The 25,534-nt window shown below is 58.9% G+C and carries 21 protein-coding genes; 12 read left to right on the plus strand and 9 right to left on the minus strand.

Annotated features, from left to right (window positions below):
- Positions 1 to 70: 70 nt before the first annotated feature.
- Both AGR13A_RS12830 and AGR13A_RS12835 read left to right on the plus strand, forming a co-directional pair.
- Complete coding sequence (locus AGR13A_RS12830) at positions 71 to 931, plus strand: MBL fold metallo-hydrolase (protein WP_051796084.1); 861 nt, start codon at positions 71 to 73, stop codon at positions 929 to 931.
- Positions 932 to 1,146: 215 nt separating this feature from the next.
- A complete protein-coding gene (locus AGR13A_RS12835; RefSeq protein ID WP_080836031.1) occupies positions 1,147 to 2,841 on the plus strand; it encodes an adenylate/guanylate cyclase domain-containing protein in 1,695 nt (564 codons plus the stop codon).
- A 36-nt stretch (positions 2,842 to 2,877) separates the two neighbouring features.
- On the opposite strand, the gene AGR13A_RS12840 is transcribed toward AGR13A_RS12835, so the two are convergent.
- Together AGR13A_RS12840 and AGR13A_RS12845 are read right to left on the minus strand one after the other, a co-directional pair.
- Complete coding sequence (locus tag AGR13A_RS12840; RefSeq protein ID WP_080836033.1) at positions 2,878 to 3,360, minus strand: class I SAM-dependent methyltransferase; 483 nt, start codon at positions 3,358 to 3,360, stop codon at positions 2,878 to 2,880.
- 78 nt (positions 3,361 to 3,438) lie between these two features.
- The gene (locus AGR13A_RS12845) at positions 3,439 to 4,779 is read right to left on the minus strand and encodes a nucleotide sugar dehydrogenase (RefSeq protein WP_167377492.1); all 1,341 of its coding nucleotides are present in this window, start codon (positions 4,777 to 4,779) and stop codon (positions 3,439 to 3,441) included.
- Positions 4,780 to 4,906: 127 nt separating this feature from the next.
- Here AGR13A_RS12845 and AGR13A_RS12850 point away from each other — a divergent pair, with 127 nt between their 5' ends.
- A complete protein-coding gene (locus AGR13A_RS12850) occupies positions 4,907 to 6,004 on the plus strand; it encodes a glycosyltransferase family 4 protein (RefSeq protein WP_080836035.1) in 1,098 nt (365 codons plus the stop codon).
- The gene (locus AGR13A_RS12855) at positions 6,001 to 6,744 is read left to right on the plus strand and encodes a polysaccharide deacetylase family protein (RefSeq protein ID WP_080836038.1); all 744 of its coding nucleotides are present in this window, start codon (positions 6,001 to 6,003) and stop codon (positions 6,742 to 6,744) included. Before AGR13A_RS12850 ends, AGR13A_RS12855 begins: the two co-directional genes overlap by 4 nt.
- On the opposite strand, the gene AGR13A_RS12860 is transcribed toward AGR13A_RS12855, so the two are convergent.
- Positions 6,736 to 7,698, minus strand: coding sequence for a glycosyltransferase family 32 protein (locus AGR13A_RS12860; RefSeq protein ID WP_167377493.1), 963 nt, complete (start codon positions 7,696 to 7,698; stop codon positions 6,736 to 6,738). The two genes, AGR13A_RS12855 and AGR13A_RS12860, sit on opposite strands and share 9 nt — an antisense overlap.
- Before the next feature lie 211 nt (positions 7,699 to 7,909).
- Between AGR13A_RS12860 and AGR13A_RS12865 the strand changes: the two genes are divergently transcribed.
- The 7 genes from AGR13A_RS12865 to AGR13A_RS12895 all read left to right on the plus strand — a co-directional run bounded on the left by AGR13A_RS12865 (position 7,910) and on the right by AGR13A_RS12895 (position 17,592).
- Positions 7,910 to 9,802, plus strand: a complete 1,893-nt coding sequence (locus AGR13A_RS12865) for an ABC transporter ATP-binding protein (protein ID WP_080836041.1) — start codon at positions 7,910 to 7,912, stop codon at positions 9,800 to 9,802.
- Positions 9,799 to 11,700, plus strand: coding sequence for an ABC transporter substrate-binding protein (locus AGR13A_RS12870; RefSeq protein ID WP_080836044.1), 1,902 nt, complete (start codon positions 9,799 to 9,801; stop codon positions 11,698 to 11,700). Before AGR13A_RS12865 ends, AGR13A_RS12870 begins: the two co-directional genes overlap by 4 nt.
- Position 11,701: 1 nt before the next feature.
- Positions 11,702 to 12,700 carry an ABC transporter permease gene (locus AGR13A_RS12875; protein ID WP_035221552.1) on the plus strand — a complete coding sequence of 333 codons (999 nt, stop codon included), beginning with the start codon at positions 11,702 to 11,704 and terminating at the stop codon, positions 12,698 to 12,700.
- Positions 12,697 to 13,872, plus strand: a complete 1,176-nt coding sequence (locus AGR13A_RS12880) for an ABC transporter permease (protein ID WP_003492297.1) — start codon at positions 12,697 to 12,699, stop codon at positions 13,870 to 13,872. The genes AGR13A_RS12875 and AGR13A_RS12880 overlap by 4 nt, the downstream gene beginning before the upstream one ends.
- A 72-nt stretch (positions 13,873 to 13,944) precedes the next feature.
- Positions 13,945 to 15,153, plus strand: a complete 1,209-nt coding sequence (locus AGR13A_RS12885; protein WP_035222072.1) for a glycosyltransferase family protein — start codon at positions 13,945 to 13,947, stop codon at positions 15,151 to 15,153.
- Between the two features lie 43 nt (positions 15,154 to 15,196).
- Positions 15,197 to 16,444 carry a glycosyltransferase gene (locus tag AGR13A_RS12890; protein ID WP_167377494.1) on the plus strand — a complete coding sequence of 416 codons (1,248 nt, stop codon included), beginning with the start codon at positions 15,197 to 15,199 and terminating at the stop codon, positions 16,442 to 16,444.
- Entirely contained in the window at positions 16,441 to 17,592 is a 1,152-nt protein-coding gene (locus AGR13A_RS12895) for a glycosyltransferase family protein (RefSeq protein WP_080836047.1), read from the plus strand. Before AGR13A_RS12890 ends, AGR13A_RS12895 begins: the two co-directional genes overlap by 4 nt.
- Here AGR13A_RS12895 and AGR13A_RS12900 read toward each other — a convergent pair.
- From AGR13A_RS12900 to AGR13A_RS12925, 6 genes are all read right to left on the minus strand, one after another.
- Positions 17,558 to 18,298: a copper homeostasis protein CutC gene (locus tag AGR13A_RS12900; protein ID WP_035221558.1), complete on the minus strand. Its 741-nt coding sequence runs from the start codon at positions 18,296 to 18,298 to the stop codon at positions 17,558 to 17,560. The two genes, AGR13A_RS12895 and AGR13A_RS12900, sit on opposite strands and share 35 nt — an antisense overlap.
- Before the next feature lie 79 nt (positions 18,299 to 18,377).
- Positions 18,378 to 19,583, minus strand: a complete 1,206-nt coding sequence (locus tag AGR13A_RS12905) for an MFS transporter (protein WP_035221560.1) — start codon at positions 19,581 to 19,583, stop codon at positions 18,378 to 18,380.
- Between the two features lie 62 nt (positions 19,584 to 19,645).
- Positions 19,646 to 21,079, minus strand: a complete 1,434-nt coding sequence (locus tag AGR13A_RS12910) for a M81 family metallopeptidase (RefSeq protein ID WP_080836049.1) — start codon at positions 21,077 to 21,079, stop codon at positions 19,646 to 19,648.
- Between the two features lie 12 nt (positions 21,080 to 21,091).
- Positions 21,092 to 23,011 (minus strand): beta-N-acetylhexosaminidase, encoded by a 1,920-nt coding sequence (locus AGR13A_RS12915; RefSeq protein ID WP_080836051.1) that lies wholly within the window; start codon positions 23,009 to 23,011, stop codon positions 21,092 to 21,094.
- Positions 23,012 to 23,055: 44 nt separating this feature from the next.
- Complete coding sequence (locus AGR13A_RS12920) at positions 23,056 to 23,838, minus strand: SDR family oxidoreductase (RefSeq protein ID WP_080836053.1); 783 nt, start codon at positions 23,836 to 23,838, stop codon at positions 23,056 to 23,058.
- An 82-nt stretch (positions 23,839 to 23,920) separates the two neighbouring features.
- Positions 23,921 to 24,784: a MurR/RpiR family transcriptional regulator gene (locus tag AGR13A_RS12925; RefSeq protein WP_035221572.1), complete on the minus strand. Its 864-nt coding sequence runs from the start codon at positions 24,782 to 24,784 to the stop codon at positions 23,921 to 23,923.
- 243 nt (positions 24,785 to 25,027) lie between these two features.
- Here AGR13A_RS12925 and AGR13A_RS12930 point away from each other — a divergent pair, with 243 nt between their 5' ends.
- Entirely contained in the window at positions 25,028 to 25,513 is a 486-nt protein-coding gene (locus tag AGR13A_RS12930) for a hypothetical protein (protein WP_080836055.1), read from the plus strand.
- Positions 25,514 to 25,534: the final 21 nt, after the last annotated feature.

Here is a 25,534-nt window from a genome sequence, read left to right on the forward strand (position 1 = left end):
AAGAATCTTTAGAGACAACGGGCTTCATGGGAGGAAAGCGTGCAAGATTCCGTTGTTATTGGGGTGTGTCATGGCGTTCGATTCCGACACAGCAAGTCGGGAAAGTAATAGAAATTTTCGGGTAAAGATCTGGGGTGCGCGGGGAACGCTTCCTGTTTCAGGTGAAAACTTCCGAAAATACGGCGGAAATACCATCTGCATCGAGGTACGATGCGGAGATCACGTTCTTTTGTTCGACGCAGGATCGGGGCTGCATCCCGCCGGTCTGGCCTTGCGGGCGGAAGGTGTGACCGACGTCAACCTGTTCTTCTCACACTGTCATTACGACCATATTGTCGGCTTTCCCTATTTCAAGCCGTTTTATAACAGCTGCAACGATGTCGCCATCTGGTCTGGCCACCTCGCAGGTGCCATGACAACACGGCAAATGCTCAGGGAATTCATGAGTCCGCCGTGGTTTCCCGTGCCGCTGGAGGTTTGCTGTGCAAAAATGGCGACGCGGGACTTCATGCCGGGCGACGCTCTGGATGTGCATCCGGGACTCTCGATCAGAACCGGAATGCTCAATCATCCCGGCAACGCCATCGGCTACCGCCTGGATTGGGAAGGAAAATCCTTCGCCATCATCACCGACACCGAACATGAGCCGGGCAGCACCGACAACAATGTCCTCGACCTTATCAGGGACGTCGATCTATTTCTCTACGACGCCATGTTCACCGATGAGGAAATGGGCCTTTATCGCGGCTATGGTCACTCATCCTGGCAGGAGGCGATCCGCCTCGCGAAGCTCGCGGGCGCAAAGAATGTCGGCTTCATCCACCATGCCCCAAGCCGCAGCGACGAGGAGCTGGACGATATCGAAAAACAGGCAAAAGCCCTGTTCAGCGGCGCGTTCGCGGCCATGGACGGCCAGATCATCCAGCTTTGAGCATGATTTGACGTCGCCTGCGGCCTGATCTGCCCGACGGTTTTTCGAAATCCTGATCAACATCCTTCGCCATGCGGCGGGCATTCGAACACGCACAATTGACCGGTCCGGATCAATTGCTCCACGATATTGCCACGAGACGGCCTGCACTAAGGGGATTGCCACCACATATTACATGATGATTCTACGCCGAATGACCATCTGATGGGATTTGCATGATCCGTTTCTTTTCGGAGACCAATTTGAGACGCGCCCGGATTTTATCCGGCCTCATCATATTTGCTTTCGTCTTTTCCCATCTTTTCAACCATTCCCTTGCACTCATCTCCATCGATACCGCCGAGCGGGCGCGAAAATGGTTCAGCCTGATCTGGCTCAATCCCGTCAGCAGCCTGCTTTTTTATGGCTCGGTTGTGGTGCATGTCTGTCTTGTTCTGCGCTCGCTTTATCAGCGTCGAACCCTGCGCATGCCGCTTCGTGAAGCGCTCCAGGTCATATTCGGCCTGTCCATCCCATTTCTGATCATCGGCCATGCCGTCAATATCCGTGTATCGCATATGCTTTATGGCATTGATGTCGGCTACTACTCGGTCATCCGCCGGCTATGGATCAACAACCCTATACAGGGCATGTGGCAGAGCCTCGCACTGATCGTGATCTGGGTCCACGGATGCATCGGCCTCTATTTCTGGCTGCGATACCGGGACTGGTATCCACGCATAGCCGGTCTGTTCATGACGGTAGCGGTGATGCTGCCGCTTCTGGCACTCCTGGGCTTTAGCGATGCCGGTCGCTGGCTGGCGGAGATTGATGAAAAATACGCCCTTCCTCCCGGGCTGACCGACAATACAATTCAGAAAGACGAACTGCCGCTGCAACGGGAAATGGAGACGCGGATCCGCTTCATCACCGGCGCGACGGAGACCCTGTTCGCCGGCGCGGTGATGCTGGTATTCGTGTTGCGCGGTGTGCGCAGCTTCCGGCAACGGCTGACGGCCATCGAAATCCGCTACGAACATGGCGCACAGGCGCGTGTGCCGGCAGGGCTCAGCATTCTGGAAGCCAGCCGGCTTGCGGGCATCCCGCATTATTCCGTTTGCGGCGGCAAAGGACGCTGCTCGACCTGCCGTGTCAGAGTTGTCGGCAGCAAGGGCCCGCTTCCGCCTCCCGGAGATATTGAGCAAACCACGTTGAGACGTATCCACGCCGATTCGGATGTGCGCCTCGGCTGCCAGTTGCGGCCCACCCACGATCTTGGGGTGGCGCTTCTCGTATCGCCGCCGCAGCAAAGCGACCTGCCGCCGGATGCCCAACCCGCCCGACCCGGCACGGAAGAGGAGATCGCCATCCTCTTTTGCGATCTGCGCAATTTCACCACGCTTTCCGAAGCCAAGCTGCCCTATGACGTCGTATTTCTCCTGAACCGCTACTTCACCATCGTCGGTCAGGCCGTCGAACAGGCTGGCGGCCATCTCGACAAATTTATCGGCGACGGTGCCATGGCTCTCTTCGGACTTGGCGATAACGCGGAAAATGCCTGCCGCAATGCCATGAAGGCGGCCGCGATCATCCTGCGGGAACTTTCGATCCTGAACGAGGGTCTGGAAAAGCAGTTTGCCGTCCGGCTGGATGTGGTGGTCGGCATCCATGCCGGCCCAACCATCGTCGGCGTCATGGGCTATGGCGCCGCAAAAACCCTGACGGCTATCGGCGACACCGTGAACGTGGCAAGCAGGCTGGAGTCCAAGGCCAAGGAATTTGGCGCCGCCATTGTCGTTTCCGAGCCCGCCATTCTCCAGGCGGGGCAGGAGATTGCCGATCTGCGAAGCGAAAAAATCGCCATTCGCGGGCGAAACTCGCAAATGAGGGTCTTCCTGCTGTCGAAGGAAGAGAGCGAGCGCTATCTATAGGACAATCGGGCGCGCTCGCTGCCGGGCGGCGCGGCCTCAAATCTTGCGATAGAGAAAATAGCGGTCGGTCGGCACGCTTTCCGGCACCGGCAACGGTTTCAGCATGGGATGATCCAGTGGCAGACCACTGACCGCAACGCCGCCTTTCGCCAGCATAGCCGCGGCAAGATCAGGCAGCCACGTCAAGGTGATCGCATCCTTCTCAGGGTAGCCGGTACCGATATCGGCATGGACCAGAGCCGCTTCGGCGCCGATGAAGGCGGGAGCGGTTTGCGATATTTCGCCGATTACGAGATCTTCTTCCGGCGGGACGGACGAGGCATGTGCGCCCATGGCCCTGTCAAAGGCGACGATACGGCGTTCCGGAAACAGTTCCCGCAAATGATTGAACGTGCGGCCGTTTCCAAGCCCGATTTCCATAATCGCGCCTTCATTCGGGAGATCGAGATCGGCCTCGACATGGTTGAGGATATCCCGCTGCGCGGTCAACCGGCGAATGAAACTGTCCAATCTGCTCATAGTCCGTCCATTCATGAATGCCGGGCATTTCCAGTAAAAGCATGCAGCGATTTTGCTGGAAATGCCTGATGAAGCCGATCAGGCCTTGATGATGTGTTTTGCGGCTATATCCCGGCGTGCAAAGACATTTCGCGTGTCGATGATCAGCGGTGCCCATTCGCAGAGAGCGGCGTAGTCCACATTGTCGTGATCGGTCGCCACGAGAACGGCATCGAAGGTGCCGACCGTCTGCTTGTCCCATGCAACGGATTTCATGCCCATCAAGTGGCTATATTCCCGGGTTTTGGGGATTTCCGCCACATGAGGATCGAAATAGGCCGCTTCACCGCCGCGCTCCTGGATGAGCTCGATGAGCTTCAGCGAGGGGCTTTCGCGAATATCGGGCACATTTTTCTTATAGGCGAGACCAACGACTAGCACCTTCGAGCGGCTCAGCGCCTTGCCGGAATGAATGTCGAGCGCTTCCGCGACGCGCCCGATGACATGGCGCGGCATGCCGGTGTTGATTTCGCCGGCAAGCTCGATGAACCGCGTCGGCAACTCATATTCCCGCGATTTCCAGGTGAGGTAGAAAGGGTCGATCGGTATGCAATGGCCGCCGAGGCCCGGGCCGGGATAAAACGGCATGAAACCGAAAGGCTTGGTTTTCGCCGCGTCGATCACCTCCCATATGTCGATGCCCATGGCCTCGTAGACGACCTTGAGTTCATTGACGAGCGCGATATTGACCGCACGAAAGACGTTTTCGGTGATCTTCACAGCCTCGGCCGTGGCGTTTGTCGAGACCGGAACGATCTTCTTCACCACCGCACCGTAGAAGGCGGCCATCAGTTTTCCGGCAGCCTCGCCATCACCGGCAACAACCTTTGGAATGGTCGAGGTCTCGAAATCGCGATTGCCTGGATCTTCCCGCTCGGGCGAAAAGCCGATGAAGAAATCAACGCCGGAGACAAGCCCGGTGCTTTCCAGAATGGTCTTTACCACCCCATCGGTCGTACCGGGATAGGTAGTCGATTCCAGAACGACGAGCTGCCCCTTGCGAAGATGGGCGGCAATATCCCGGCAGGTCTTTTCGACATAGGAAAGGTCCGGCTCGCGATATTTCGTCAAGGGCGTCGGCACGCAGATGGCGATCACATCGCATTCTGCCAGTCGGGAAAAATCGCAGGTGGCAACAAAGCCGTCATCACGCCTGACGTCTGAAAGCACCTCATCCGACACAGCCTCAATATAGCTGCGGCCCACTTCGATCGCGGTAATTTTGCCGGGGTCTATATCGAAACCGACAACCTTGAAACCGGCCCTGGCGATCGTCATGGCAAGCGGCAGGCCCACGTAGCCAAGGCCGATCACGCCCGCTTTGGCGCTTTTGTTTTCGATGCTGGAAAGCAGGTTTTGGGAAATGTCTGGGGAAGTCAAAGCGTGTCACGCTCCGCGCATGTGCAAAAGATGCCTTTCAGTTGGGCAAGAATGGCCGGGCTGTCAAGACTGCGCCCTTTCAAATTCCGGTTGACGCCGCAGCCGCGACCAACGCACAACCATCGGCATGAAGATCGCCTTTTATTCGCCGCTCAAATCGCCCAACCATCCCGTTCCCTCCGGCGATCGGCTGATGGCCCGTCTGCTGATGACGGCGATGACCATGGGCGGCCATGAGGTTTGCGTCGCCTCCGAGTTGCGCAGCTTTCTGAAACAGGCGGATGATCCGGCGCGCGCCTCTCTCACCGATGCCGCCGAACACGAGACCGAAACAATTGCAGAGCTTTGGCGGCGGCAGGGCGTGCCGGACCTCTGGTTTTGCTACCACCCCTACTACAAGGCCCCGGATCTGCTCGGGCCGGAACTCAGCAGGCGTTTCGATATCCCCTATGTCACCGCCGAGGCCTCCTATTCACCCAAGCGCAACGGCATGGGCTGGCAGGCCGTTCAGGACGACCTGCTGGCCTCATTGACGGCCGCCGCGGTCAATATCTGCTTCACCGCGCGGGATCGCGATGGGCTTCTGCGTGCCTCTCCCGCCATCCGCCATGCGACCTTGCAGCCCTTTATCGACGCCGGCGCCTTTCTCGAAAACGAGCCTCGCCCGACGCCGGCAAGGCTGATCACCGTCGCCATGATGCGGGCGGGCGACAAGCTTGGCAGCTATCGCGCGCTTTCCCAGGCACTTGCCCTCCTGCCGCAAGATCTGGACTGGACATTGGATATCGTCGGCGACGGGCCGGAACGCGCGACCGTTCAAGCCATGTTCGGCTCTTTTCCCGGAAACCGCCTCGTCTGGCACGGGGAAAAAACCGCAGCCAAGATCGCCGCTCTTCTGTCCCGCGCATCCCTTTATGTCTGGCCGGGGCATGGCGAGGCCTATGGTCTTGCCTATCTCGAAGCACAGGCCGCCGGGCTGCCCGTGGTGGCCGAAGAGGTGGCAGGCGTTCCCGAAGTGGTAAAATCCGGCACCACCGGATTACTGACACCGGAAAATGATACAGCCGCCTATGCCGGTGCAATTGAAACCCTGCTCGGCAATGACAGGCGGCGTGAAGAACTGGCAAAGGCGGCCCGGCAATTCGTCAAGGATGAACGGTCTCTGCAAAACGCCGCGAAAGAGCTGAACCATATTCTGTTGCGAGCAAAGGCACGAACACCATGAGTCTGGAAAAACTCGTAACGGCATTGGACGAATGCGCGCAGCGCGGCATAACCGCCGATCTCTGGCTGAGAGACGACGACGCGGTGGAGCCGACGCCGGCGCTCGACACGCTGCTCGCTCTTTGTGGCAGCTTTTCCGTTCCGGTCACCCTTGCGGTTATACCCGAGATGACGACGGGCAGGCTCGCGCAATATCTGGACAAAGCCGACATTGCCCATGTCGCCGTCCATGGCTGGTCGCACACCAATTATGCCGGTGAGAAAGAAAAGAAACGGGAACTCGGATTGCACCGCGATCTGTCCATCGTTCTCGACGAGTTGCAATCCGGGCTGGAAAAACTGCACGATCTGCATGGCGAGCGTCTGGTACCGATGCTGGTGCCACCGTGGAACCGTATCGATGCCGGTGTCGTGGAGGGACTGACCGGCCTCGGTTATCGTGCATTGTCCGTTTTTGGCCCGGAGAAAAACACCGTCCCGCCCTGCCTGAATACCCATGTCGACGTGATAGACTGGCACGGCAGCCGTGGCGGCCGCGAAGACGACAGTCTTTTCGCCGAAACGGCCACCCGTATGCTCTGGGCCGCGGACCATGGCGGCTCTACAGGCATCCTCACCCATCATCTCGTTCATGACGACAATGTCTGGCGCTTCCTGAGACGGCTTTTCGAGGTAACCGCCAACCATCCCGCCGCCCGCTGGCGTTCCTCGGCAGACCTCGTCAACGAAATCTCACCATGACTTCCAGGCAATCAGCAATCCGTCCACCCCGGCAGCTTGTTCGCGCCTGAGTGCCTCCACCGCCTCAAACGGCGCACGATCGGGAAGAGAGGCGGCAACAAAGGATGCAGGCGCAAGGCTGATGCTTCCCGCCCGGGCGATGACGGTGAAGATCAGCGGGCCCGTCGACCACCAGGCCGGCGCGCGCGGCATATCGGCCATGATCCCGGGAAAAGCCTCCAGCATTCTTCGAAAGACGGGATGGCCGGCCGGAGCGGCAATGAAGGAATTGGCGAGAAGCATGCTGCCCTGCCCGGTATCACGCGGCGTTTTTTCATCGAACGCCGTCAGCCCCGTCAAGGGCAGGAAAGCGTCGAAACTCAGATCGTCCCTGGCCGGATACCAGTCACAATCGAGATAGATACCGCCGAAACGTTCCAGCAGAATGTAACGGGCCACATCCACCGCGCCCGGATAATCGCCCTGGTCCAACATCGTTCTGAAGACATCGTTTGCAAGCACGCCTTCCCGCTCAAGATCGGCCTCGCGCCAGAGGCGATACTCGTAACGGTGTGAGGCGGCATGGGAAGCCCAGGCCTCAATCGATACCGGCGGGGCTTTTCCCCCGATCCATATCTGGTGAACGAGCCTCGGCACCTCCTCCCTGTTTTTCAGGTTGATCGTGCGGCGTTCGTCCGGAGAAAATTGTGCATATTTTGCCAGCGCCCGTGGTGGCGGAACCAGCGTATATTGATAGCCGATTTTCGCGACCAAATCGCCTTCAGCCTTGGCGAGACGCAGCCGCGCCGCGTGCAGCCGACGCGGCAGGCCGAGCACTGTTTCCTCGCCCATGAGATGCCTGTCTTTTACTGCAACCAGCGATAAGAGAAGCGCATTCGCTTCCGCATATTGCCCTTCATTTTGCAACTGCCGGGCTCTGTCCAGCTGGGCATCGTAATATTTCTTGTCGGACATGGATCCTCATCCAGAAACGCTCGTTAACATATCGTCAAACAGAAGCCGTCGCGCAAGCCGTCAGGTTTCAGAAGCCGGCTTTGAATTTGCTAAACAATTCGATGTTTCAGAAGCATAGACAGACAACAAACCCTGCGATAACGTGAATTTAAGCCCTCCTGAGCAAGTTGTCACAAGGCAACGATAAAGAGACGGCAAGGAACCCTTTGGCATGAGCGCAGGCGCAGATTTGCTCCGTATTGAAAACCTGCGGGTCTCGTTTTCTCTTATGGGTGGTACGATTGATGCCGTGAGGGGCGCCAGCCTTCGCATTCTTCCGGGAAAAGTAACCGCGCTGGTCGGAGAGTCCGGCTCGGGAAAATCCGTCATCGGCCAGACGATCATGGGCATCCATCCCAAGACGGCGCGCGTGAATGGCCGCGTGCTCTTCACCGATCCCCAAAATACCGCCGCCGGCCCCGTCAATCTGCTGCAACTGCCGAAGGACGGCCGGGAAATACGGGCCATCCGCGGAAATCGCATCGGGCTGATTTTTCAGGAGCCGATGACATCTTTTTCACCGCTGCACACCATCGGCAACCAGATCGACGAGGCGCTGCGAATCCACAGCATCCTGTCGCCGGCCGAGCGCGCGGAAAAAATGCATGAAACGCTCGATCTTGTAGGGTTTTCCAACCCGAAGAAGGTCGTGAACATGTATCCCTTCGAATTATCGGGCGGCATGCGCCAGCGCGCCATGATCGCCATGGCGCTGATCTGTCGCCCGGCCCTTCTGATCGCTGACGAACCGACGACGGCGCTTGATGTGACCATACAGGCGCAGATCCTCAAGCTCCTGCGCGATCTGCAGAGCCGGCTGAACATGAGCATGCTGCTCATCACCCACGATCTCGGCGTGGTGGCGAACATCGCCGATGAGGTTGCCGTGATCTATCAGGGCGAGATCATGGAGGCAGGCACCGTCGACGACATCTTCAAGTCGCCGGGCCATCCCTATCTCAAGGGCCTGATGGCCGCCGTGCCGCATTTCGATATGAAGCCCGGCGAGAGACTGAAGGCACTGCGCGAAATCACGGTTGATCATGAAAGCCTTGTCGGCAAAAAAACCGCCGCGGTGAACAAGACGCCCGGACCGCTTCTGACCGTGGACAACATCAGCAAGACCTTCACCACCCGCAAATCCAGCTGGTTCCGCAAAGGCGACGCACACGCCACCAAGGCGGTCAACAGCGTCAGTTTTGAAATCCGCCGGGGCGAATGCCTTGGGCTGGTGGGAGAAAGCGGCAGCGGCAAAACCACCGTCAGCAAGATCCTCATGCGCGCCGTCCGCCCCGACGAAGGTTCTGTAACCTTCCACCGGCCGCAGGGCGATATCGACGTCCTCAATGCCAGGGACGGCGATCTCAAGGAATTGCGTTCGAAGATACAGATGGTCTTTCAGGACCCTATCTCGTCGCTTTCTCCGCGCATGACCGTGGGCAACATCCTGAGTGAACCGCTTGAAATCCATGGACGCGGCGACGCGAAATATCGCGCTGAAAAAGTCCGCAATCTCCTGAAGGCCATCGGTCTTGGCGAAAGCGCCCTGAACCGCTACCCGCACAGTTTCTCCGGCGGCCAGCGGCAGCGCATTGGCATTGCGAGAGCGCTGGCGCTCGGTCCTGAATTGCTGATCTGTGATGAACCCGTTTCCGCCCTCGATGTCTCCGTGCAGGCGCAAATTCTCAACCTGCTCAAGGATTTGCAAAAGGACCTCGGCCTCACTTACCTCTTCATCTCGCATAATCTGGCGGTCGTGGATTATATGGCCGACCGCGTGGCAGTGATGTGCGAGGGCCGCATCGTCGAGTTGGCACCACGGGAAGTCCTGATGCGCTCCCCCGTACATCCCTATACCAAATCGCTGCTGGCGGCTGTGCCCTTTCCCGATCTCGATCGTCCACTCGATTTCCGCACCATCGGCAAGATCAGCGCGACGGGCAAGTTCGACTGGGGCAGGCAATTCCGCGACGAGGGTGATGGTGCGATGATCTCCGCCGATCTGGGCGAAGGCCATTTCGTTCTTGCCAACGGCAATGCCGACATCCGGGAGCTTCGCCCTTGATCACGCGCCGCACCACCCTTGCCCTGCTCGCATCCGTCTTTTTGCCGACCTACGCACGCGCCGCATATACCGATCCCGACTACTTCAAGGAAAAGCGGGAGAAGGGCGAATTGCCTGATGTGGCGGAACGTCTGCCGAAGAACCCGCGCGTCATCGATATGAAAGCGCTTGGCCGCGAGCCTGGAAAACACGGTGGCTCCGTGCGGATGCTGATTGGCGGCCAGCGCGATATCAGGCTTATGCCGATCAGCAACTATGCCCGCCTTGTCGGTTATGACGAAAAATTCGAGCTGCACCCGGACATTCTGGAAAGCTACGATGTCGAGGAAGAACGCATCTTCACCTTCAAGCTGCGCGAGGGCCACAAATGGTCCGATGGCAGCGATTTAACCTCCGAGGATTTCCGTTATTTCTGGGAGGATGTCGCCCTCAACAAGGAAATCCACAAGGGCGGTCCGCCGATCGAACTTCTGGTCAACAATAAGCCACCCCTGATCGAGGTCATCGATCGGTTAACCGTGCGTTATACCTGGGAAGGCCCCAATCCGGATTTTCTGGCGAAGCTCGCGGCCGCCTCGCCAGCGCGGCTGTTCCTCCCCGCCGCTTATATGAAGCAGTTCCACGTCAAATATCAGACGGCGGAAAATCTCGCCAAGCTCATCAAGAAGAACAAGGCGGATGACTGGAGCGGGCTGCATATCAAGATGTCGAGACAGGTCCGGCCGGAAAATCCCGCTTTGCCGACGCTCGACGCATGGCGAAACACGACTTCGCCGCCGGCCGAACAATTCGTGTTCGAACGCAATCCCTATTATCACCGCGTCGACGAAAATGGCCTGCAGCTGCCTTATCTCGACCGGTTCCTGCTGAACGTCACCTCGTCCGATATCATCTCGGCGAAGACCGCGTCAGGCGACAGCGACCTGCAATATTTCGGCCTCGACTTCGCCGATTACACCTTTCTGAAAGATGCCGAAAAGCGCTTTCCCCTGAAGGTGAACCTCTACAAGCGCTCCCAGGGATCACGCATCGCGCTTCTGCCCAATCTGAATTGCGCCGATCCTGTCTGGCGTGGCTATTTCCAGGATGTGCGCGTGCGCCGGGCCTTGTCGCTCGCGATCAACCGGCATGAAATCAACATGGTCTGCTTCTACGGGCTGGCGAAGGAAAGCGCCGACACGGTTCTGCCGGAAAGCCCGCTTTACCGACCCGAATTCGCCGAAGCCTGGAGCGCCTTCGACCGTGCGGCAGCCAACAGGCTGCTCGATGAAGTGGGTCTCGACAAGCGCGACAACGCCGGCATAAGGCTCCTGCCGGATGGACGCCCGGCCTATATTATCGTCGAAACAACAGGCGAAAGCACGCTCGAGACCGACGTGATGGAACTGGTGACGGATCACTGGCGGCATATCGGTATTGCGGTTTCCGTTCGCCCCACCCAACGCGATGTCTTCCGCAAGCGCGCCATGGGCGGCGAGGTGCTGATGTCGGTATGGATGGGCATGGACAATGGCGTACCGACCCCGGATATGCTGCCATCCGGCCTTGCCCCCACCGGCGACGACCAGTTGCAATGGCCGGTCTGGGGCATCCATTATCTGTCCGGCGGACGTGAAGGCAAGGAACCCGATCTGCCAGAGGCGGCGCATCTGCTCGATCTCCTGAAGAAATGGCGCCGAAGCGTCACCGAGGAAGAACGCGAAGCCATCTGGCTGGAGATGCTGGGAATATATACACAGCAGGTCTTTTCCATCGGCATCGTCAACGGCGCACTTCAGCCCGTCGTCCATGTCAAACGCATGCGAAATGTGCCGGAAAAGGCGCTTTTCGGTTATGAACCCACATCGTATCTCGGCGTCTACCTGCCGGATGCCTTCTGGTACGACGGAGACGCCTGATATGCTGCGGTATATTTTGAAGCGCATCCTCGTCATGATCCCCACGCTGATTCTGATCTCGATGCTGGTTTTCACCATCATCGAACTGCCGCCGGGCGATTATTTCGAAAGTTATGTCGCCGAACTGCGCGCCATGGGCGAGACGGCGAACCTTGCCGAAATCGAGGAGCTGCGTACCCGCTATGGCTTCGATCAGCCTGCACCGATCCGCTACTTCCGCTGGGCAACCGGCATGCTGGTCGGCGATTTCGGTTATTCCTTCGAATATCAGCTGCCCGTCAGCGACGTGGTGGGAGACCGCCTGTGGCTGACGGTGCTGGTATCCTTCGTCACCATCATCGTCACATGGCTCCTCGCCTTCCCGATCGGCATCTATTCCGCCACGCATAAATATAGCTGGGGTGATTACGGGCTCACCTTCCTCGGCCTGCTCGGCATCGCCATTCCCAATTTCATGCTGGCGCTGATCCTGATGTATTTTGCCAATATCTGGTTCGGAATCTCCATCGGCCATCTGATGGACCGGGAATATCTGAACCAGGCAATGAGCTGGGCGAAGTTCAAGTCGATCCTCGAACATATCTGGATACCCGTCCTCATTATCGGAACGGCAGGCACGGCCGGCATGATCCGCCGCCTGCGCGCCAACCTCCTGGACGAATTGCAGAAGCAATATGTCGTAACGGCGCGTGCGAAGGGGCTTCACCCCTTCAAGGTGCTGATCAAATATCCTCTGCGCATGGCGTTGAATTTCTTCATTTCGGACATCGGCTCGATCCTGCCTGCCATTATTTCCGGCGCGGAAATTACCGCCGTCGTGCTGTCGCTCGAAACCACCGGTCCGATGCTCATCAGGGCTTTGCAGAGCCAGGACATGTATCTGGCCGGTTCGTTCCTGATGTTCCTTGCCTTCCTGACGGTGATCGGCGTTCTGGTCTCGGATATCGCCCTTGCCGTACTCGACCCGAGAATTCGCTTTGGAGGTGGTAACGTCAAATGACTTCATCCATCCCGAACTCGGGCGAAGCGCTGCCCCATTACGTCTCGACAGCGCCATTCGACCCGTCGCTCATCGAACCCAACACGTCCGGAATGGCGGCCTTCAGCAAGGCATCGCAATTGCGGCTCATGTGGTGGCAGTTCCGCCAGCACAAGATCGCGGTGTGGTCCGGCGCTTTTCTCGTGGTGCTTTATCTCTCGATCCTGATTAGCGAGTTCCTGGCGCCGTATAATCTCCACACCCGCAATATCGAGCATATCTACGCTCCGCCGCAGGCTATTCATCTCTTCAATGACGGCAAATTTGTCGGCCCTTTTGTCTATGGCCGGGAGATGACGCTCGACATGGACAATCTGAGGCGCGTCTACCGTGATGTACCGACGGATATCCAGCCGCTGCGCTTCTTCTGCAAGGGCGATACCTACCGTTTCTGGGGCATGTTCGAAGGCAGAACCCACCTCGTATGCCCCGCCGAAGGCGGCGAAATGTTCCTGCTCGGCACCGACCGGCTGGGACGCGATGTGCTGTCGCGCATCATCTATGGCGCACGCATCTCGCTGACCATCGGCCTTCTTGGCGTCGCCATGAGCTTTGTTCTCGGCATTGTGATCGGCGGTTTAGCTGGCTATCGCGGCGGCACCTTTGATCTGATCGTTCAGCGCATCATCGAGGTCCTGCAATCCATCCCAAGCATTCCGCTGTGGCTGGCGCTTGCGGCGATCATGCCCGTGACCTGGAGCCCTATTCTCGTTTATCTCGGTATCACCATCATTCTCGGGATGCTGGACTGGACGGGACTGGCGCGCGCCGTGCGCTCTAAATTGCTGGCGCTTCGCGAGGAAGACTATGTTTTGGCTGCGCAATTGATGGGTGCAGGCACGCCGCGCATCATTGGCAGGCACCTTATTCCCGGTTTCATGTCGCACCTCATAGCCTCGGCCACACTGACGATACCGGGCATGATTCTTGGCGAAACCGCGCTGAGCTTCCTCGGTCTCGGCCTCAGGCCACCGATCACAAGTTGGGGAATTCTGCTCACGGAGGCGCGCAGCGTCAGCGTCATTGCGCTATATCCGTGGCTTCTGCTACCGACGATCCCGGTCGTTCTCGTCATTCTGGCCTTTAATTTCTTCGGTGACGGACTACGTGATGCTGCGGATCCCTTCAGATAAAATGGAACACCCTTTGATAAACTGCTCTTCCGCCATCGCCTTTTTTCTGAAAGGCAAAAAGAGGTGTGGCCTTTGACCTCCCGTTTGAACGACGCGCGTATCCTCATGTACAGCCACGATTCCTTCGGCCTCGGGCATCTGCGGCGGTGTCGCACGATTGCACATGCGCTGGTGGAGGATTATCGCGGCCTCAACGTTCTCATCATTTCCGGCGCGACGATTGCCGGCGCCTTCGATTATCGCGCCCGCGTGGATTTCGTGAAAATCCCGAGCGTCATCAAGCTGCGCAATGGCGAATATACCTCGATGGACAGGCATATCGATCTTCAGGAAACGCTGAAGATGCGCCGTTCCATCATCTATCATACCGCCGAAAGCTTTCAGCCGGATATCTTCATCGTCGACAAGGAGCCCATGGGCCTTCGCGGTGAGGTGGAGGAAACGCTTGCCTATCTCAAGGGTCAGGGAACCAAGCTCGTCATCGGCCTGCGCGATGTCATGGATGCGCCGCAACTGCTTGAAGCGGAGTGGAAGCGCAATAACGTTATGACCAAGATCGGCCAGTTTTATGACCATGTCTGGGTCTATGGCCCGCCGGATTTCCACGACCCGCTGACGGGACTGGATGTTCCCGAGACCGTGCGCGACAAGATGGATTTCGTCGGCTTCCTGCAGCGCTCGAAAACCCAGGCGGAAACCGTGGCGCATCGTCCGGAGGGGGACTATCTTCTCATCACCACCGGCGGCGGCGGCGATGGCAGCGAATTGATCGACGACGTCATCAACGCCTACCGCCATGACAGCGAACTGACGCACAAGGCACTTGTGGTGCTCGGCCCCTATATGCCGGCCGATCAGCGCCAGCGCTTCATGAGCAGCGTTGCCGATATTCCGCATATAGAGATCATCGAATTCGACAATCGCATGGAAGATCTCGTCGCCGGTGCACAGGCCGTTGTATCGATGGGCGGTTATAATACCGTCTGCGAGATATTGTCCTTCGACAAGCCCGCCCTTGTCGTGCCGCGCACGGTGCCGCGGGAAGAGCAGCTTATCCGCGCCAGTCGCGCGTCCGAACTCGGTCTTTTCGACATGCTTCTGCCGGAAGATGCCGAGAACCCCGCCAAGATGGCGGCGGCTCTCAAGGCGCTGCCGAACCGTGCACCGCCCTCCGTCAATTCGCGGGAGTTGAAACTCGACGGTCTGGAAAACATATCGAAACGGATCGCCGAGTGGCTGCCGCCCGAGGGCGAAAAGGCGCCAATCCCGCTGACCGCGTGACTTGCTCCCCGATAACCACCACTTTAAAAGAGACACGCGCAACGTGACCGATACAAAAAAAATCGTGGTGCTCCTCAAGGGCTATCCGCGCCTGTCGGAGACTTTCATCGCCCAGGAACTTCTGGGGCTGGAGAAAGCCGGGCTGCAACTCGAACTCATGTCCATGCGCCGGCCGACGGATAAAAAACGCCACCCCGTTCATGATGAAATTCGCGCACCCGTCACCTACCTGCCGGAATATCTGCATGAAGAACCGCTGCGCGTTCTAAAGGCATTGTGGGCGTGCCGCAAAAAGCCGGGCTTCACCAGGGCGCTCCGCCGTTTTTTCAGCGATCTGCCGCATGATCTCAGCCGCAACCGGTTCCGCCGTTTCGGGCAGGCCGCCGTCCTTTCGCATGAATGGCCGGCGGATGCCGAATGGCTGCATGTCCATTTCATCCACACACCCGCCTCGGTCGCTGCCTATACCCATCTCATTACTGGCACACCGTGGACGATTTCGGCGCACGCGAAGGACATCTGGACCTCAAACGACCGTGACCTTGCCGCCAAGCTGCAAAGCGCCCGCTGGGCCGTGACCTGCACTGCCGGCGGCTTCCAGCATCTGCAGACCCTTTCCGGGGCCAGGCAGAATGTGCATCTGAGTTATCATGGCCTCGATCTCACCCGCTTCCCGCATTTCGAAACGCCACGCCCGGCGAGAGACGGTTCAGATGCCGGTGACCCGGTCAGGATTTTAAGCGTCGGCCGGGCGGTCAAGAAAAAGGGCATCGATATTCTCCTGCGCGCGCTGGCTTCACTCCCGCAGGATATCCATTGGCGTTTCACCCATATCGGCGGCGGTGATGAACTGGTCGCGCTGAAAAAACTCGCGGACGAGCTTGGCCTCGCCGACAGGATCGTCTGGACCGGGGCCATGGACCAGAAGCAGGTGCTGGAGAATTACCGGGAGGCGGATCTCTTCGCCCTTGCCTGCCGCATTACCAGCGATGGCGATCGTGACGGCCTTCCCAATGTGCTGGTCGAGGCCGCGAGCCAGGCGCTGACCTGCATCTCCACCAAAATCTCAGGCATTCCGGAATTCTTCGTCGACGGTGAAAACGGACTGCTGACCGAGCCGGAAAATCCGGCCGCTTTCACTGAAGCACTGCGTGCGGCCATCACCGATCCGCAATTGCGCCAGCGTCTGGGTGCTGCCGCCGAAAACCGCGTTCGAACCGCTTTCGATCATCGCACCAGCATTGCCGAACTGAAGGCCCTGTTCGAAACCGAGTGGGAAAAGACGCCATGAGTGATACGGAAAAGCGCCCTTCAGTCTTCTTTTATGTCCAGCATCTTCTGGGCATCGGCCATATCGCCCGTGCCAGTCGCATTGCCAATGCCCTGCAGGCGGATGGTTTCGATGTCGTTCTGGTCACAGGCGGCACTCCGGTTCCGGGCTTTCCGGGCGATGGTATCCGTCACGTCGAATTGCCGCCCATCGCCGTCAGCGACGGCAGCTTTTCCGGCCTTGTCGACAGTTCCGGCAAACCGGTGGATGACGACTTCAAAAAGCTTCGAACAGACATGCTGATCGGCGCTTACCATGGCGCAAAACCGGACATCGTCATCATCGAGGCTTTCCCCTTCGGCCGCAGGCAGGTGCGTTTCGAATTGCTGCCGCTTCTGGATGAGATCGAGGATAGCGAACCGCGCCCGCTCGTCATGACGTCGCTGCGTGACATTCTGCAGGAAAAAACCAAACCCGGCCGGGACGAAGAAACCGTGTCGCTGGTGAAGAAACATTTCGATGCGGTGCTGGTCCATGGCGATCCGGAATTTGTGCGACTGGAGGATACCTTTCCTCTTGCCGGCGAAATCAGCCAGCGCATCATCTATACGGGCCTTGTTGCACCGCTACCGCCCCCCGAACCGGTGGAGAAATTCGATATCGTCGTTTCCGCAGGCGGTGGCGCGGTGGGAGCAACGCTCGTGCGAGCGGCACTTGAGGCCGCCCCGCTGCTGGACGGCATCAAAAGCTGGTGCCTCGTCACCGGCCCCAATATGCCTCAAGCGGATTTCGATGCGATCTCGGCTGAGGCGGCGGACAATGTATCCGTCTTTCGTTTCCGCAAGGATTTCGCAAGCCTTCTTGCCGGCGCGCGGCTTTCCGTTTCACAGGCCGGTTACAACACCGTCTGCGATATTCTTCAGGCAAAATGCCGTTCGCTCCTGATCCCCTTCGCAGCCGGTGGCGAAACGGAACAGAGCGCCCGCGCCGAACGACTGGCGCGGCTGGGACTGGCGCAGGTTCTGGAGGAGAAAGATATCTCTGCGCACTCCATGGCCGATGCCATCAGGGCCGCATTGGCTCTGCCGGCCCCGGATAAGATCAAACTCGATCTCGACGGCGCTGCCGGAACGGCTAGAGCCTTGCGCCGCCTTTTTGATGAGCGGTGAGGATCGCCTTTAACTCGCGAACCGCCGCTTCGTCCGTTCCCTTGCGCCCATCGCCGGTAAAACCGAGCTTCGCCACCTTGCTTTCCGGATCATAAAACGGAACGGCGGAACAGGATGCGTGGATTTCCGTGATCGGAAAGCGGTCCAGCAATGTCTGCACGATCTGCGGACGCACGCCCGCACCTGGCATGATGACGATCCGGCCAGCGGCCTTCTCGGATAATCGCGCCAGCGTCTCCATGCCCTCAAGCGCCGAACGTGCGCCGCCGGAGGTCAGAATTCTCGGGAAACCGAGCGCGATGGCGGCCTCCAAAGCCTCATCCATGTCGGGAACGACATCGATCGCCCGGTGCAGCGTCAAATCCAGCCCATCGGCGTGGCGGCGCAATTCCTCGAGCAATGGAATATCAAGCGATCCGTCGCCAAGCGACGCGCCGAGCACCACGCCGGAAAGCCCCGCAGCACGCGCCGCATCAATATCGCGTTTCATCACATCGGCTTCGTCACGCGTGAACACGAAATCACCGGCGCGCGGTCTGATCATCACACTGACCGGCAATCCATAGGCCGCCGCCCGCTGCATGAAACCCGCAGACGGTGTAACGCCGCCACCGGACAATGCCGCGCAGAGCTCGATACGATCGGCACCGCCCCTGACCGCCGCTTCCAGCCCGGCCACATCGTCCACGCAAATCTCGAGAATCATCGTAACCTCTTTCATTCGAACGTGCTCTGTTCACGCACCGGGTTATCCGAAAGCCGCCCACACTTTTCGGCCCGACGCTCTACCTGCGGCGCCCCGTCCCATCAAGCGCATAGAGCATGTAAACGCCGCCGAGACCCACAACTGCTCCCAGAATGGAGGTTCCCGAATAGCTTGTGACAAATGTGCCCAGGGCGAAAATCAGCGCACCCAGACCGGCACCAAGGAAGATATTGACGGCGATCAGCGAGCTTCCAAGCCCTGGCCGATCCGCGATCAGTTCCTGCAGATAGGTAATCGGGATACTGATGATGGCCGCCGCGCCCAGCGCGCTGATGACGGTTTGTGCGTAAATGTGCCATGGCGCGGAAGCGAGCCCCTGCAGGATGAGATAGATGGCATAAAGCACCGCTCCCGCCGCCAGCGTCAGCGTTTGCGGCACCTTTTTTTCGATCCAGCCCCACAGGAGAATGAAAACGATTTCCAGCGCCGCGACGATGCCCGCCACGATGCCGATATCCGCGACCGTGCCCTGCGCCTGACCCGTTATGATCAGCGAACGTATGGAATCATTGAGATGCAGCATCGAGCAGATCAGGGCTATGGCGATGATCCGCAGCAGCACCCGCCGCGACCCGACTTCCGCAAGCGAAGCGCGGAAACCGAACCGCGCCTCGGTGTTCACGGTCGCCGGCGTGGCGGCGCGCGGCAGGCAAAAGGCCACGAGCAGAAAGCAGATAAGCGCACAAATACCCGAGAAAAGGAAAGCCAGCAGCATATTGCCGGAATTCACCAGAAAGATACCGACGATGCCCGGCACCAATACCCAGGAGAGAGAAATCGTTGCCCGCATGATCGAATTCACGGCGATCATGTCGCCCGTGGAAAGATTACGTGCATCGGCACGCACATGCGCAAAAATCAGCGAATTCATCGCCCCGAAGATCGGCAGAAGAACGAGCTTGGCGCTCACGAAAGCCGTGGCGTTGCCGACGAGATAGACCAGCATATAGCCGCTGACGCCGAAGAGTGCGATGAACAGCATGGGCTTGCGATATTCGCCCAGCCTGTCGGCGACGATGCCCATCAGCACGCTGGCGCTGACATTGATGACAGCAGCAAACAGCATCAGCAGGGAATAGACGGTGTTGCTGAGCCCGATTTCGCGAATGCCGATGACCGCCTGATAGGGAGCGGTCGCCGCATTCGAAAACCCGAAAAACAGAATAGCGAGCGCCCCGATGCGGATCGACGGATTATTGATAACGATGGAAAGAGCCGACGGCATGGATATTCGCCTGAGATGATCCGGCATCGCCGGATCGCTTGATAAAACCTATCGAACCGCCGTCATCGCCAGCGGGCAGAAAGGATGGGTTTCGGGATATAGTCGAAATGCGGCTTCCATGGGTAAAAATCGCCGTCCCGGCGGCGATTGGGAAGATTTTCGATATCCTGATTGATAACCCCCTCCGTCAGCGCCATCAGATTGGGATTGGCGATCGGCGCAAGCTCCGGCGAAAGATAACCTGACTTGACGACCAGCAGCCTCACCGTCTTCGGATCGAAGCCCAGACGGGTGAAATCCGAAATCATGTGATAGGGCCTGCGCCTGGCGGCCAGAATAACGGTAATGCCACCGATGCCGACCACCGCCTGCCGCTGATCCGCAGCACCTGGATCGTCCAGTTTCAGGACCCTGGCTTCGGCGGTGACGGATGGGCTCTCGGGATCGAGACTGCCGCCGATTTTCAGGGAAAGCGTCGCATCCTCGCCCGCCGCAAAACAGGCTTCGACCGCTGGCCCGTCGGTGATGCCGCCCAGCAACGCGCCCTGCCAGTTGCGCGCAATCAGCGCCGCCAGAACATCGGCGCGATCGCCCACCCCGCCTCCGGTCGGATTGTCGCCCGAATCCGCGAGAATGATCGGACCGGTGGTCGTTTTTGCCGCAATATCGAGAATGGCGTCGAGCGGCTCAGTCACCGGCCCGAAACGGAAATCCTGCCGGGCATTCCAGTAGGATTGCGCGATCTCACTGGCAACCGCCTGCGCGGCCTCCCTGTCCGTCCCCGTCACCACCGCACAGGACGTCGCCCTTGGTTCGTCGGCCCAGACGTAGCCGATCATGAAATTCGCATCCCATATGCCGGGCCGGGCATCATGATCCGGCAGAACGGCATAGAGGCTTTTTGTGGGTTCATCTTCCGTGGATGTCTTTTCACCCGGCAGCAGAACGGGGATTTTCGCCCAGGCCACACCAGGCTTCTCGCCCGTTTTCAGCGCCTTGAGCAGCATCGTCCACGCCCGCACCATCGTCTCGCGCACATCGATATGCGGCGCAGTTCGGTAGCCGGCGAAAATATCGAGCTGGTCGATGATCGTCTGGCTGACATTGCCATGCAGGTCGTAGCTCGCGGAAATAATCACATCCGGCCCGACCACGGCGCGGGCGCTGGAAATCCAGTCGCCCTCGGCATCGTCCATACCTTCGACATTCATCGCACCGTGCATCGCGAGATAAAGCCCGTCAAGCGGCAACGAGGCCTTCAAGCGTTCGAGAAACTCCGCCTTGAACGCCTCATAGGCCACACGCGACACGGGGCCGCCCGGCACCGCCCGCGCATGCAGAAGCGGCAATACCTCCGCCCCGCTCCCGCCCAGAAAATTGAAATACTCGGCTTCCAGCAGCTCCGCGCCGCGAAAAACGCGAAAGTCCTCCTGGCGCATCAGCACCGGCGAGTAGGTGCTGCATTCGGTATGAACACCACCAACGGCAATACGCATCACACCTTCTCCTCAATAAACCGGATTGAGGGGAACGATGGCGGAAAACCTCAGCCAGTCTTTCTGCGCTTTCGGCGTCCATGCCGCCTCGGCGATGGCCGGCAATCTTGGGAAAACAAGATGGTTGAAATAGGCGCGGTTGAGGAAATGTTCAGACCAGATGCAGGCCTGAACGCCCTTCATCCGCTCCTTCAATTCCTCTGGAAAATCGCCGACCGCCTCATAGGCATAGGTGTGCGAAGGCGGAACGGTGCCGGCCCAGCTTGCGCCAGGCTCCTGCCAGGCCTCATCCTGCACCATGTCGAGATAGTATGCCTGTCCCGGCGTCATCACCACGTCATAACCCTGCTTTGCAAGCTCAAGGCCAACTTCCGGCTTCTGCCAGGCCATCAGCAATGTTCCCGACGGATCCACACCGCCGCCATGCGAAACCTCGTCCCAGCCGGCAAGCTGGCGGCCACGCTCATGCAGCATCCCCTGGATGCGCTTCATGAAATAGGACTGGATGCCGAAGGTGCCGTCGAGCCCTTCCTTTTCAATCAACGTTTTGGCAAGCGGCGAGGCAAGCCAGGAGCCATCCGCGACCTCGTCGCCACCGATGTGGATCAGCCGCGAGGGGAACAGCTCCACCATCTCGTCGAATATCTTGCCGAGGAACTCATAGGTCGGCTCGATGGCAGGATTGAGTGCATTATTGGGATAGCCCTGCACCGAGCGGTAGCTGTCCGGCGCTTCCTGCCCGTCCGTCAGATCCGGATAGGCGACGAGAGCCGCCGTGCTGTGGCCGGGTATATCGACCTCCGGAACGATTTCGACATTCAAAGCCGCCGCATGGGCAACGACCTTGCGTACATCCTCCTGGCTGTAATAACCGGATACCGGTTCGGCGCCGTTGCCGAGCTGCGGCAGGAGCGGCCCATCCGGCCCGCGTGTCGCGCCCACGGTGGTCAGCAGCGGATAGGCCTTGATTTCAAGCCGCCACGCCTCGTCATCCGTGAGGTGCCAATGGAACCGGTTCATGCGCAGCCATGCGAGTATATCGATAAGCCGTACGACATCGCCAGTCGGATAGAATTGACGCGAGACATCCAGATGGCAGCCGCGCCAGCTGTAACGCGGCGCATCGCTGATGCTGCCGGAAGCCGGGAAACGGAATTTGGGATCGACACGCGCACCATGCAGCAATTGCGCCAGAACCGTCAGGCCATATTGCAGACCGGCAGCGGCCGAATATTCCACGACGACGGCCTCATCCGAGAAAGACAGGCGATAGCCTTCCGCTTCCAGCCCGCTATGCTGCTTGAAACGAAGCGGTTTTCCCTCATGAACCGGCGCAAGGCTGAAAGGCACGTGTCCCACGGCAAAAAGCCTGCGGAACAGCGAAAGCACGGTTTCCACCGCAAGCACTTCCTCAGCCTTCGCATTATCCGCCGGGTAAAGCGCGACGGGAAAGCCCTCGCCCGGTTCGGCATCAATTTCAGCAGGCCAGGGCTGGATGGCGAAGGGCAGGTCGAGCTTTCCTTCCGGAAGCAGAACCGGTGCCGGCTCGCTGTGACGCCCATCCAGCATCAGGTCACCGACATCGACCGCACGATGCGTGCCGTCGGCAAGACTGATATAGGCGGATTTCGCACCATCCGTGCGGTGGCGGGCTGGCCTCAGCAAGCCATCGACGGTGAAACGCCAGGATTTACCGGCCTCGAGCACGAAACCGGGCGGCGGCGCAAATTCGTGGAAATTGGCATTGCGGCGCAGATAAACGGCATTGCCGCAAACCGGCTTGTCCACCGTCCGGGTAAGGGATGTGTAGACGATGCGAAAGTCCTTCAGCGGCTCGCGGGAAAGATTGACCAGCGTGAACGTAAAGCCGCCGGATGCGGACTCTGCGAGCGGATGCCATGAATTTTCAAGACGATAATGTGCGAGCGCCATAATGCTCCCCTTTATTGCGCATTGAACCCGTAAGAGGGTCTCGGTCAGTAGTGTTCGGATTGCGAGAAAGTACGGGCAAGCGGCGCCTGCCCCGCCGTCAGCCCGCAGTCCACGGGCAGGCACACGCCGCTGATGGCGGCCGCCTGTGGGCCGGCCAGAAAGGCGACGGCGTTGGCCACATCTTCGGGTCTCACGATGCGTTGCAACGGATACCAGTGCTTGGCTTCCTCAAAGACCTGAGGATTGACCGCCGCCCGCGCCTCCCACGCCTGCGTGCGCACGGTTCCCGGCGCAACGGCATTGGAACGGATGCCGAATTTACCGTATTCGACGGCGATCAGCTTCGTCAGATGGATCAGCCCCGCCTTCGCGGCGCTATAGGCCGGATGGCCAAACACCGACATGCCGTTGACGGAGGTGATATTGGTGACAGATCCCTGCGTCCGTTTCAGCGCCTCTTCGAAAGCCCTGAAGCAGAGAAACGGTGCTTCCAGGTTGAGGGTATTGTCCTTGCGCCATATCTCGGCGGTCGTGTCGTGCAGGCTGACCGCCCTTGCAGCGCCCGCATTGTTGACCAGGGTCGCGACATCACCCAACTCCGCGACCTCCAGGGCCAGTCTCGCGAGGTCCTGCGGATCGGTCACATCGCAGGTTTTCGAAACGAAGGCGGAACCGGAAAGCAGGAAAAGCGCATTGGAAAGGGCGTCGGCATCGATATCAACCAACACCACCTTTTCATGGCTTTCAGAAAGCGCCACGGCAATTGCCCGGCCTATGTCACCTGCCGCCCCCGTTACGACGGCGACCCGGTCTTTCCTGTCCTGCATCTCATGCCACTCCTTTAAAGCTTTCCGACCAGTTCCAGAGCGGAATTTCAGGTAAACCGCTCACACTTTTCCCATCCCGCTTTCAGTCACCCAGCAATTGCCGGTCATCCGGATCGCGATGTTCCACGAGTTGCTGCTTGATGTGACGCAGGGTCACCATCGACCTTTGCCGATGGTGATAGGCAGCAAGGGTCGCCAGAATATCGACGGCAGCCAGATAGGCGTAACGCGACGAGGTCGGGCGGAAGATATTGTTTCCCTCAGGTACGTTGACGGCCACCACCATATCGGCGGCCATGGCGACGGGCGTGTCGCTCTGGGTCAGCGCGATGGTGGCCACACCCATTTCCCGTGCCAGCCTGAAGCATTTTACCAGCTCCATGTTGCGGCCGGAAAAGGAGGAGCCGATGATGACGTCCTCCTTTCGCGCGGCAGCCGTCATCATCAATTGCATGCTGTGGTCGGCGCTGGTCGAAACACGCAGGCCCAGGCGAAACAGCCGGTTCTGGATTTCTGACGCGATCATCGAAGAGTTCCCGCCCGCACCGAAGGCGTAGATCATGCCGCTATTGGCGATCTTGATCGCCGCTTCACCGGCAAGGGCGGGATCAAGCGTCTTGTGCAACAGGAAGAGTGCCTCCTGCGCCTTGGCAAGCACCTCCTCGGCGACATCCGACGGGCCGGTGCTGGTGGGCTCGGAAGTGAGATAGCGAATGCCCACATAGGCGGTCTTGGCAAGGCTGACCTTGAAATCCGAAAAGCTCTGGCAGCCGAGACGGCGGCAGAAACGCGTCACCGTTGGCGGGGAAACTTCTGCACGCGCGGCCAGCTCGATGATCGACGCATTGACGGCGAATTCGAAGTCCGAAACCAGAATCTCGGCGATCCGTCGCTCCGATTGCGAGAACTGCCCCTTGTCTTCCTGAATCCTTGCGAAAATATCCATGCTCACCGGTCTCCGTTCCGCCAAAACTTAAGGCTTGGCCCCGTTACCGATGCACTCTAATCCGAGACGCCCGTCAACTGTACATACCCATGAATCGATCATGCTTCGTCCCGTTGACGACACGGCGGACACCTTTGATTTGAAAATTATTTTCTCTGTTGATTGCGAGATGAGCATATGCCAACAATATTCGCCAGCGAAATTTCCAAATCCTGAAAATAATTTCAACAATGGACCCAGATCATGCGCGATCCCTTTAAAAACCCCTTTCCCGAAACAGACGTCGCCCGCCATTCCATATGGGAGATGCTGGTGACGCGGGATATCGACGCGTTCCTCGCCGCCGACTGGTCGAAGGTCGCGGGTGATTTCGTCGAAGAGGGCTTCCTCGGCATCAATGCCAACCGGGATGCGAACCCGGACAACTGGCGTCTGTCCTTCCCGTCGCTCGTGGCCTATCGCGATGAATGGCTGCGACAGGCGCAGGATTTCCAAACCCAGCAATTCGCCGAAGACCCGCGGGGTGCGATCTTCGCAACCACCACACTGGAAGAAATCGAAGTGGAAGGTGAAACCGCGCTGGTTCGCAAGAAGTTCGATGGCGGGCTTCGCAAGGCCGATGGCAGCTTCGACGTCATGCAATGGCAGACGCTCTATTATTGCCGGCTGCATGAGGGCCGCTGGAAAATCAGCGGTTTCACCGGCTACATGCCCAACCCGATGCCTTGATCCAACGCTTCTGCAAGAAAT

It is taken from the genome of Agrobacterium genomosp. 13 str. CFBP 6927, from assembly GCA_900012615.1.
Lineage (GTDB): Bacteria > Pseudomonadota > Alphaproteobacteria > Rhizobiales > Rhizobiaceae > Agrobacterium.